The following is a 10,086-nucleotide window of genomic DNA, read 5'->3' on the forward strand; positions in this document are numbered from 1 at the left end:
GACGCGCGATGGCCGCAGGCCACCTCCACGCGCGGCTGGACCGGGAGCCCGGCACGATCTCGGTGTACGTGGGGCACCTCGGTGCCCCACCCACCTGGACCCGGCATGCCGAGGCCACCCACTACGCGGCGAGCACGATGAAACTCGCCGTGCTCGCCGCGCTGCACCGCGCTGCCGAGGCCGGTCACCTCGACCCGGACGCCCCGGTCGAGGTCGTCAACCGGTTCACCTCCGCCCGGCCGGACGCCCCGCCGTACTCCTGCCGTCGCGCATACGACAACGACGAGGCCGTGTGGGACCGGCTGGACGGGCGGGCGTCGCTGCGCTGGCTCGCCGAGCGGATGATCGTCCGCTCCAGCAACCTCGCCACCAACCTGGTCATCGAACACGTCGGGCTGCCCGCGGTGGCCGAGGTCTGGCGACTGGCCGGTGCCCGGCACAGCGTCACCGGGCGGGGCATCGAGGACTTCGCCGCCCGCGAGGCCCAGATCACCAACCTGGTCACCGCCGCCGACCTGGCCGCACTGCTCGGTGCCGTCGCCACCGGCGCCAACCGCCCCGGCCCGATCGCCTCACCCGCCGGCTGCGCCGCCATGCTGGACGTACTCTGCGCCCAGCAGATCCGCCAGGATGTCGCCGAAGGGCTGCCCGCCGGCATCCGGCTCGCCCACAAGAACGGGTGGGTACGCGGTGTACGGCACGGCGCGGCGGTGGTCTACCCCGACGACGCCGACGCCTACCTGCTCGTCGTCTGCACCACAGTCGAAGACGACCAGACCAACGCTCACGCCGACGCCGACGCCGACGCCAACCAGTTGGTGGCCGACATCTCCCGCGAGGTGTGGCAGGCCCGCCACCACCTCACCGCGCTCACTCCAGCAGGTTCGCCCGCAACGCCGCCACCATCTCCTCGGTGATCCCCAGGCCGTCACTCAGGTACGCCCCGAACGACCCGTGCGCCTGCCGCACCTGCTCGTACGCGGCGTCGAGGTATTCCGGGCGGACCTCCAGCACCGGCCGGACCGCCGTCTCGTCGAGCCCCGGGTGACGCTGCCGCATCGCGTCGACGAGCACCTCGCGCAGGCTCTCCGTCAACGGGTTGTGGGCCAGGTAGTCGGCTCGGATCGCGGCCTCGTCCACCCCGAGGGCGTGCAGCAGCACCACGGTCAGCCAACCGGTGCGGTCCTTGCCCGCCGAGCAGTGGTACACCAGCGGAAGGTTGCGTTCGTCGGCCACCAGCCGAACCGCCGCGGCGAAGCCCTCCCGGGCCGAGGCTCCGGTGACGAACCAGCGGTAGATCGCGGCCATCGCCGCCGGTGTCCCCTGCCGCGCCAGCTCCGCGTACTCGCTCAGGTCGTGGCCGAGCAGCACGGCCGAGACGTACGTGAAGACCGGATGCGCCGGGTCGTGCACCGGCAGGTGCACCACGGTCGGCTCGCCGGTCAGCCGGTCCGGTGGCGCCACCGACACCTCGGACTCGGCTCGGAGGTCCACCACGCAGGCCGGTCCGAGCTTCGCCAGCACCGGCAGGTCCTCGTCGGTCAGCCGCCCCAACGCCGGGGTACGGATCAGCCGTCCGGGTCGTACCCGCCGGCCTCCGGCACCGATCAGTCCACCGAGATCCCGTGCGTTGGGTGCACCGACGAGTGTCCAGCCCGATGCCGTCGCTCGCTCACCAATCATGTCGCCCCCTCGCGTACAGGGTGCCGTACCCGATGATCGTCGCGACAGGCACCCGTCACACGATCGCGGAGTGGCTACAGCCCGCTGGCACCGGTCCGTGGCGCGGCGGCACCGGGACGGTTGCCGTAAAAATCCAGACTGACGAATTGATGGGCGGGGTGGTTCGCCCTATGGTCCGAGCAACGGGGGTGCGACCGACCGGGGTGATCGTGCAGCCGGGCACCGAGGCGGTGATCCGAGTCGCCGTCGCCGCCCGGTGGCGTTCCCCGACGCGGTCCGGCCGGTGGACGCCCCGGCGCTCGGCTCACCCGCCGACGTCGGGGCGCGGGTCGCCAGCCTGGCCGCCGCTCGGCAGTCCGGTGACGCGGCCCTCAGACGCCACCCTGCCCGGTGCGGCTCGAAGCCGGCTCAGCGGCGGGACGCGGCCAACTCGCGTCGCCGGTCCCGCGAGGACTTGACCAGGCTCGCCGCCGTGGCCACCGCCAGGGTGCCCAGGATGATCAGCAGGGACAGCCAGATCGGGATGTGTGGTGCCCAGCCGACGTGTTCACCACCGTTGATGAACGGCAGATTGTTCTCCGCCAGCGCCTCCAGGATCAGCTTGACCCCGATGAATCCGAGCACCACCGCGAGTCCGTGGCTCAGATAGATCAACCGGTCGAGCAGCCCACCGAGCAGGAAGTAGAGCTGCCGCAGCCCCATCAGCGCGAACACGTTGGCGGTGAAGACGAGGTACGGCTCCTGGGTGATCCCGAAGATCGCCGGAATCGAGTCGAGCGCGAAGATCAGGTCGGTGGTGCCGATGGCGATCATGACGATGAGCATCGGCGTGAACATCCGCCGGCCGTTCTCCCGTACGGTCAGCCGGGCGCCGTGGTAGCCCCGAGAGATGGGCAGCGCCCGCCGGCTCCAGCGGATGAGGACGTTCTCGGTGAACTCCTCCTCGCTCGACTCGCCCTGCCGGGCCAGGTTGATCGCGGTGTAGATCAGGAACGCCCCGAAGACGTAGAAGACCCAGGTGAACTGCGAGATCAACGCCGCCCCCGCGGCGATGAAACCACCCCGCATGACGAGCGCGAGGACGATGCCGACGAGCAGCACCTTCTGCTGGTACTGCCGGGGAACCCCGAAGCGGGCCATGATGATCACAAATACGAAGAGGTTGTCCACCGAGAGGCTGTACTCGGTCAGCCAGCCGGTGTAGAACTGCCCCGCCACGCTCGCCCCGGCGGTGAGCCACAGTCCGCCACCGAACAGCAGGGCCAGTCCGACGTAGAAGGCGACCCAGAGGCTCGACTCCCGCACGCTCGGCTCGTGCGGTCGGCGCCCGATGATGAGCAGGTCCACCACGAGGACCGTGGTCAGGGCCGCGAGCGTCCCCGCCCACACCAGTCCGGACACGTTCACAGTCTCATTCCTCCGGTCGCCACTCAGCAACCGGGACACGGTACGCCCTGCCGGGTGCGGCGGCCGCCCCACCCCCTTTGGGCATCCTAGGAGGATGGGTTACCGGGGTGGGTGCCGGCATGGGCAGGAGACGGTGCACGGGAGATGCCGGCCAGCCGACATGGATCCGGCAGCGATGTGGCAGGCTGCCGGCATGGTCCTTGAGGTTGCGCTCATCGATGTCATCCCCGGCCACGAGGAGGCGTTCGCCGCCGCGTACGCCCAGGGGCGCCCGTTGCTTGCCGACACGCCCGGCTGCCGCTCGGTACGCATGACCCGGGGCCTGGAGTCACCCTCCCGTTTCGTGCTGCTGGTCGAGTGGGACATGGTCGAGGCGCACGAGCAGAACTTCCGGGCGACGGAGCGTTTCGTCGGTTGGCGGGAGTTGATCGGTCCGCACTTCGCCGCGCCGCCGCGTGTCGAACACTTCGTCGACGTACCCGCCTGACCGACACCGGATCGTCACCACGCACCGAACCGAGAAAGTGTCACACCGTCCATCTATCGTGCGTCTCGCGTCGGCACCGGCCCCGACGGCTTCGGGGGCGCCGGGTCCGGTCCCGACGCCACGACCGTGCGTGCACCTGCCGCCCCTTTGATGGGTGGCAGGTTGCAGTTCGTCATCCGTCGAGTCGGCGGGACAGCAGCCGCACCGTCTCCTCCTCCGGCAACGCCGTCTCCAACAGGCAGTCGGTCATCCGTTCGTACCGGTCGACGTCGATCGCGGTGGTCAGCCGCACATCGGTGGTCAACGCCTCCAGCATGACCGTGCGCGGGTCCGCCGGGTCCGGGAAGGAATAGCAGGAAAACGGGGTCAGCGGCAACGGGCGCCGGCCCGCACCGACCTGCAGCAGCCGGATCGTCACATGGGGCAGGGCGGCCAGTTCGAGCAGGTGTCCCACCTGGTCGCGCCATACCTCCACCGGGTCGTCGCCCGGCTCGCAGGCCACCTCGGTGACCAGCGCCGTGTAGCGGGGCGGTTCGGCGCGGCGCAGCACTGCCTGCCGGGCGGCCCGGGCCCGCAGGTCGGCCTCCACGTCCACCGTCGGGTCGATGAGCTGACCGGCGACGATGCGCAGCCGGGCGTACGCCGGCGTCTGCAGCAGCCCGGGCACGATCACCGGCTGGTACTCCACGATGCCCGCCGCCCCGGCCTCGAGCTCGGCGTACGTGCGCTGCCGCTCACTCATCTCGCCCAGGGACTTCCACCAGCCCCGACTGGTCGCCGCGTCCCGGGCGATCACGATCAGGGCGTCGCGCTGCAACGACGGCACCTCATAGACGTCGAGCAGGTCGAGCACGTCGGCCAGGTCGGGCCGGCTCTGCCCCAGCTCGATGCGGGACAGCTTGGAGGTGGACGCCCAACCGAGTCGCTCACACACCTGTTCCAGCGTCAGCGCCTCCCGTCGGCGTAGCTGACGCAACTCGGCGCCCAGTCGCGCACGTCGAATGACCGGACTTGTTGGCAACGGCATCCCTGCCTCCCCACCGAGGGAGAGTACGCAGGGCGATCACTTAGCGCAATAGGACGCTCGCATTCCGCTATTGCCCCACCGTAGGATGTGGATTGCCCGGCTGGCGCACCTACCGCACGCCGGCGGCGTCCATCCCCCGCAACTCCTTCTTGAGGTCGGCGACCTCGTCGCGAATCCGGGCGGCCAACTCGAACTGCAAGTCCCGCGCGGCGGCCAGCATCTGGTCGTTGAGCTCCTGGATGAGCTGCGCCAACTCGGCCCGCGCCATGCCCTCGCGGGCCGGGGTGGCCGCGCCGCCCCGAGCCCGGCTGCGGGTCTCCTTGACCGGTGCCTTGCCGCGCGACAGCTGCCGCACCGCACCGCCGACCCGGGTCGCCTCGGTGTCCTCCGCCTCACGGTAGATGTCGTCGAGAATGTCGTGGATCTTCTTGCGCAGCGGCTCCGGGCTGATGCCGTGCGCCTCGTTGTGGGCGATCTGCTTGGCCCGCCGCCGGTTCGTCTCCTCGATCGCGTCCGCCATCGACGGAGTGATCTTGTCGGCGTACATGTGCACCTGGCCGGAGACGTTACGGGCCGCCCGGCCGATGGTCTGGATCAACGACCGGCCGCTGCGCAGGAAGCCTTCCTTGTCCGCGTCGAGGATCGCCACCAGCGACACCTCGGGCAGGTCGAGGCCCTCGCGCAGCAGGTTGATGCCGACCAGCACGTCGTAGTCGCCCCGACGCAACTCGCGCAGCAGCTCGACCCGGCGCAGCGTGTCGACCTCGGAGTGCAGGTAACGCACCCGGATGCCGTTCTCCAGCAGATAGTCGGACAGATCCTCGGCCATCTTCTTGGTCAGCGTGGTGACCAGTACCCGTTCGTCGCGCTCGGTCCGCAGCTTGATCTCGTGCATCAGGTCGTCGATCTGGCCCTTCGTGGGCTTGACGACCACCTCCGGGTCGACCAGACCCGTTGGGCGGATCACCTGCTCCACGAACTCGCCCTGGGCGTGTTCCAGCTCCCATGGGCCGGGGGTCGCCGACAGGAAGACCATCTGGCCGACCCGCTCCAGGAACTCGTCGAACCGCAGCGGCCGGTTGTCGGCGGCGCTGGGCAGTCGGAACCCGTGATCGATCAGCATCCGCTTGCGCGAGGCGTCCCCTTCGTACATGCCGCCGATCTGCGGGATCGTCACGTGCGACTCGTCGACCACTGTGAGGAAGTCGTCGGGGAAGTAGTCCAGCAGGCAGTGCGGCGGGCTGCCGGGCAGCCGGCCGTCGATGTGCATCGAGTAGTTCTCGATGCCCGAGCAGAAGCCCACCTGCCGCATCATCTCGATGTCGTAGGTGGTGCGCATCCGTAGCCGCTGCGCCTCCAGCAGCTTGCCCTGCCGTTCCAGCTCGGCCAGCCGCTCGCCCAGCTCCGCCTCGATGTCGCGGACCGCCCGTTCCATCCGCTCCGGGCCGGCCGCGTAGTGCGTGGCCGGGAAGATCAGCAGATGGTCCACCTCACGCACCACGTCACCGGTCAACGGGTTGAGGTAGTAGAGCTTCTCCACCTCGTCACCGAAGAGCTCGATGCGCACGGCGAGTTCCTCGTACGCCGGAATGATCTCCAGGGTGTCGCCGCGGACCCGGAAGGTGCCGCGCTGGAAGGCCATGTCGTTGCGGGTGTACTGGATGTCGACCAGGCGGCGCAACAGTTGGTCCCGGTCGAGTTCCTGGCCCACGGCGACCCGCACCGCGCGGTCGAGGTATTCCTCCGGGGTGCCCAACCCGTAGATCGCCGAGACGGTCGCGACCACCACCACGTCGCGCCGGGTGAGCAGCGACATCGTCGCCGAGTGCCGCAGCCGCTCGACCTCCTCGTTGATCGAGGAGTCCTTCTCGATGTAGGTGTCGGTCTGCGGGATGTACGCCTCGGGCTGGTAGTAGTCGTAGTAGGAGACGAAGTACTCCACCGCGTTGTCCGGCAGCAGCTCGCTGAACTCCTTCGCCAGCTGGGCGCAGAGCGTCTTGTTGGGTGCCAGCACCAGCGTGGGGCGTTGCAGCCGCTCGATCAGCCAGGCGGTCGTGGCGCTCTTGCCGGTGCCGGTCGCGCCGAGCAGCACCGTGTGCCGGTCGCCGCGACGCACCCGCCGCTCCAGGTCGTCGATCGCCGCCGGCTGGTCACCGGCCGGCTGGAAATCACTGATGACCTGGAAACGGCCGTCGAGTCGGGGTATGTCGAGCGCCATGACGTCAACGGTACGCCGGGGCTACGACAGCCAACCCCCTTCCGGCCCCCGGCGACCCGACGGACCGCCAGGTCGACACCGGTGGGGCGCTGTTCGGCTCGCCGCGGCCGGCGGGCCGCGTCGACGGACCCGCCCCACCTCTCGGACGACTACGTGCGGCACGTGATCGGCTTCGATATTCGCATTGTGTGGTTCTTCTCACCCGGCTACGCTTTTCCTGTAGGCCGCTCGCGGCGGCCGACCGGGCCGGCGGCGGGCCGCACAGGCTACGCCGCCCCCGGCACTGAGGGTCGCAGCACCCGGCATGCCTGGCGTGCGCACCGGACGTGGTCGCGCGGATCGCGCTGACCGGCCGCCGCGAGCGCCCCTGCTCGTCACCCCGGCAGGCCCCGGGCCGTTCATCCTCCCGTGGAGAACAGCTCACAACCGCCGTCCGACCGCCGCCGCCGCGCGGCCAACCGCCGCCACCGCGCCGGCATCGTGCCACCCGCGGTCCTCCACCTGGTCAGCACCGAGACGGCCAGCCGGACACCGCAGTCACGGCCGGGCATCCGCCGGGCAGTGGTCTCCGGCGGGCTGCTCGACCTGGCCGCCGGCAACCGCGCCGACGAGGAGGACCTGGCCGGGGCGGCCACCGGGGCCGACGGCCCGCGGCGCGCGGCCGCCCGCCGACGTCGTCTCGCCCTCGCCGGACTGACCCTCACCGCGGTGCTCTCCGCCGTGATGCTGGTGGCCACGTTGGTCAACTGGGCGCCGGACGGACCGCCGCCACGGGACCTGACCACGGCCGAACGGGACCGCCTGGCCGTCATGCGGGTGACCAACTATCGCGAGCTGCGCGCCGGGTTGCACGTCACCGCCGGCACTGGTGCCGCCCGCACCGACCTGCTCGGCTGGGTCGACTGGTCCCGGGGGCTGGCCTATCTCGACGTGGGTGGCCCCGGCGCGGGCCCGGCGCGCGGTCTGGCCCAGGCCACGCCCACCGTGCTGGTGATCAGACCCGACCCGACGGCGGTACCGACGCCGGCCATGCCGCCGCTGGTGCCACCGGCCGACGGTTGGCGGCTGCCTGCGGACCGGGGGCTCGATCCGCTACTCAGGATGATCTTCTCGCTGGCCGCCGACCGCCCCGAACCGATGGGCCGCGGGGTCGGCCGCTGGGTTGGCCGGGAACACCTCAACGGTGAGCCGGTCGACGTGCTGGAGGTGTCGACGCCGGGCTCCGGTGCGTCGCCGAGCCGCGAACCCGCTGCCCCGGCCGACGCCGACGCCCCGGTCCGCTACTGGCTGGACCGGGCCGGCCGGCTGCACCGGGTTCAGGCCGACCTCGCCGGAATCGGACCCGTCACGGTGGCCCTGAACCGGGCGGACCGACCGACGTTGCGACCGGTCGAGGCGCTCGGCGGCCGACCCGGCCTGCCCCGCGCCCTGACCGCCACCGAGCGGGACCGCTGGCGCCGGCTGCCGGCCCGCCTGCGAACCGCCGGCGGAGCAACGGCCACCCTGACCATGCCCGTCTCCACCGCCACCAACCTGCGTGGCAGCGGTTGGCTGAGCTGGAAGTCGGGCAGCGCCTACCTCGGCGTCACCGACCTCGACGCGGACGGTCGACGCACCCTGGTCCGCCACCACGGCCGCAAGATCACCCGGATCGACGCCACCGGCGAGTCGGCGCGTCCGCCGCTGCCGCCACCGGCCGCCGGCTGGCGGGCGGGGCCGCATCGCACGCAGGCTCTCGACCCGCTGGTGGCTGCCGCGCTCCAGGCCGCACAGCGCACCGGCGTCCCGGGCAGCGCGCAACGGCTACGCGGCGACAGCCTCGCCGGTACCACGGTCGACGTGGTGCAGGTCGACACGGCCCGCGGGCCGCTGCGCTACTGGGTCGATCGGTCCGGGATGCTGCGCCGGCTGGAACTGCCGACGCGGGCGGGCGCCTGGGCACAGCTCGACCTGGCCCCGGGCCGGGTACCACGGCTGACGCCGCCGCGGCAGCGCTGACCGGGCTACCGGGTGCCGTCCCATGTGCCCCACTCCGATGAACCGTCAGGGACGCCAACCGGTGCGGGCGGCCCACTCCTCCGCCCGGAGGTGCTCCTCGTCGAACCAGGGGTCCTTTGCCGTGGCGTACGCGCCGCTGTCCGGCGCGGACGCGGCCAGTTCCCGCTTGAGCACCAGGTACGCGGCCCGCTGGTCGGGATCGGCCCGTAGGTGATCGCGCATCAGCAGGGCGTACCGCCAGCCCGGCGTACCGGTCACCCGCACGTGCAGGTGGACCGGGCGGGCCGGGTCCGCGCTGCCGTGCAGCCGCTTCGCCCACTGGCCGCTGCCGGCAGGTCGGGGAGTGTCCCACCACTCGCCCGGCAACCGCGGGAAACCGGCGTCGGCGAGCCGCTCGGCCAACACACCGTCGGCCTCGGCGAGGGACGGCACGCTGAGCTGAATGTCGATCACGTCCTTGGCGGCCAGGCCGGCGACGGCGGTCGAACCGATGTGATCGATCCGCAGGTCGGCCGGGGCGATGGCATGCCGGATCCGGTCCGCCAGCCGGGCGTACTGTCTCGGCCAGGTCGGGTCGGGATCGGCCAGCCTGACCTGGTGAAGTCGTACCGCCCGCCGATGTCGGACGTTGGTCTCGAAGGGCACCAGCCGATCGCGCCAGAGCGCGTCGACCGACTCGTGCAGTTCGTCGAGGGTGCCCTCGTTGGTCAGCAGCACGTCCGCCACCGCCGCGCGACGGGCGTCGTCGGCCTGGGCGGCGATCCGACGCTGCGCCTCTGCCCGGCTCATCCCCCGGTCGCGCGCCAGCCGCGCCAGCCGGATGTGGACCCCGGTCTGCACCACGACCACCAGGTGGTACGCGGGCGCCAGTCCCACCTCGGCCAGCAACGGGACATCGTTGACCACCACGGCGTCCGGCGAGGCGGCGGCGGTCAGTTCGACGGTACGGGCCCGGACCCGGCCATGAATGATCGCCTCCAGCCTGCGCCGGGCCGGTTCGTCGGCGAAGACCAGGTCACCCAGGGCAGCCCGGTCCAGCGCCCCGTCGGCGTCCAGCACCCGGTCGGAGAAGGTGGCGACCACCTCGGCGAGCCCCTCGGTGCCGGGTGCGACGACCTCTCGGGCGAGCTGGTCGGCGTCGATGAGCACGGCGCCGCGCTCGACCAGTCGTGTCGCCACCGCGCTCTTGCCCGAACCGATTCCGCCGGTCAACCCCACTCTCAGCACGGCACCCAGTCAACCCGATCACCCCGCCCCCGCCAACCC

Annotated in this window: 8 protein-coding genes; 3 read left to right on the forward strand and 5 right to left on the reverse strand. The window is 71.5% G+C overall.

The genetic code is table 11. The features are described from left to right. Positions 1 to 8: 8 nt before the first annotated feature. Positions 9 to 917 carry a serine hydrolase gene (locus tag KBX50_RS19120; protein WP_210938524.1) on the forward strand — a complete coding sequence of 303 codons (909 nt, stop codon included), beginning with the start codon at positions 9 to 11 and terminating at the stop codon, positions 915 to 917. Here KBX50_RS19120 and KBX50_RS19125 read toward each other — a convergent pair. Together KBX50_RS19125 and KBX50_RS19130 are read right to left on the reverse strand one after the other, a co-directional pair. Beyond that, positions 871 to 1,683: a tyrosine-protein phosphatase gene (locus tag KBX50_RS19125; RefSeq protein WP_210938525.1), complete on the reverse strand. Its 813-nt coding sequence runs from the start codon at positions 1,681 to 1,683 to the stop codon at positions 871 to 873. The two genes, KBX50_RS19120 and KBX50_RS19125, sit on opposite strands and share 47 nt — an antisense overlap. Positions 1,684 to 2,091: 408 nt before the next feature. Then, complete coding sequence (locus tag KBX50_RS19130) at positions 2,092 to 3,090, reverse strand: TerC family protein (RefSeq protein ID WP_210938526.1); 999 nt, start codon at positions 3,088 to 3,090, stop codon at positions 2,092 to 2,094. A 193-nt stretch (positions 3,091 to 3,283) separates the two neighbouring features. On the opposite strand from KBX50_RS19130, the gene KBX50_RS19135 reads away from it, so the two are divergent. Then, complete coding sequence (locus KBX50_RS19135; RefSeq protein ID WP_210938527.1) at positions 3,284 to 3,577, forward strand: antibiotic biosynthesis monooxygenase; 294 nt, start codon at positions 3,284 to 3,286, stop codon at positions 3,575 to 3,577. 172 nt (positions 3,578 to 3,749) lie between these two features. On the opposite strand, the gene KBX50_RS19140 is transcribed toward KBX50_RS19135, so the two are convergent. Next, positions 3,750 to 4,604 carry a helix-turn-helix transcriptional regulator gene (locus KBX50_RS19140; RefSeq protein WP_210938528.1) on the reverse strand — a complete coding sequence of 285 codons (855 nt, stop codon included), beginning with the start codon at positions 4,602 to 4,604 and terminating at the stop codon, positions 3,750 to 3,752. Positions 4,605 to 4,713: 109 nt separating this feature from the next. After that, positions 4,714 to 6,822, reverse strand: coding sequence for an excinuclease ABC subunit UvrB (uvrB, locus tag KBX50_RS19145; protein WP_210938529.1), 2,109 nt, complete (start codon positions 6,820 to 6,822; stop codon positions 4,714 to 4,716). Positions 6,823 to 7,230: 408 nt separating this feature from the next. Between uvrB and KBX50_RS19150 the strand changes: the two genes are divergently transcribed. Continuing rightward, positions 7,231 to 8,820, forward strand: coding sequence for a hypothetical protein (locus KBX50_RS19150; protein ID WP_210938530.1), 1,590 nt, complete (start codon positions 7,231 to 7,233; stop codon positions 8,818 to 8,820). Between the two features lie 45 nt (positions 8,821 to 8,865). On the opposite strand, the gene coaE is transcribed toward KBX50_RS19150, so the two are convergent. Then, positions 8,866 to 10,047 carry a dephospho-CoA kinase gene (coaE, locus tag KBX50_RS19155; protein WP_210938532.1) on the reverse strand — a complete coding sequence of 394 codons (1,182 nt, stop codon included), beginning with the start codon at positions 10,045 to 10,047 and terminating at the stop codon, positions 8,866 to 8,868. Positions 10,048 to 10,086 lie beyond the last annotated feature (39 nt).

It is taken from the genome of Micromonospora sp. C51, from assembly GCF_018070435.1.
Taxonomy (GTDB): domain Bacteria; phylum Actinomycetota; class Actinomycetes; order Mycobacteriales; family Micromonosporaceae; genus Micromonospora; species Micromonospora sediminimaris.

Coding starts and splice junctions, on each gene's coding strand:
- KBX50_RS19135 (WP_210938527.1), top strand. CDS start 3,284: ATGGTCCTTGAGGTTGCGCTCATCGATGTCATCCCCGGCCACGAGGAG.
- KBX50_RS19125 (WP_210938525.1), bottom strand. CDS start 1,683: ATGATTGGTGAGCGAGCGACGGCATCGGGCTGGACACTCGTCGGTGCA.
- KBX50_RS19140 (WP_210938528.1), bottom strand. CDS start 4,604: ATGCCGTTGCCAACAAGTCCGGTCATTCGACGTGCGCGACTGGGCGCC.
- KBX50_RS19120 (WP_210938524.1), top strand. CDS start 9: ATGGCCGCAGGCCACCTCCACGCGCGGCTGGACCGGGAGCCCGGCACG.
- uvrB (WP_210938529.1), bottom strand. CDS start 6,822: ATGGCGCTCGACATACCCCGACTCGACGGCCGTTTCCAGGTCATCAGT.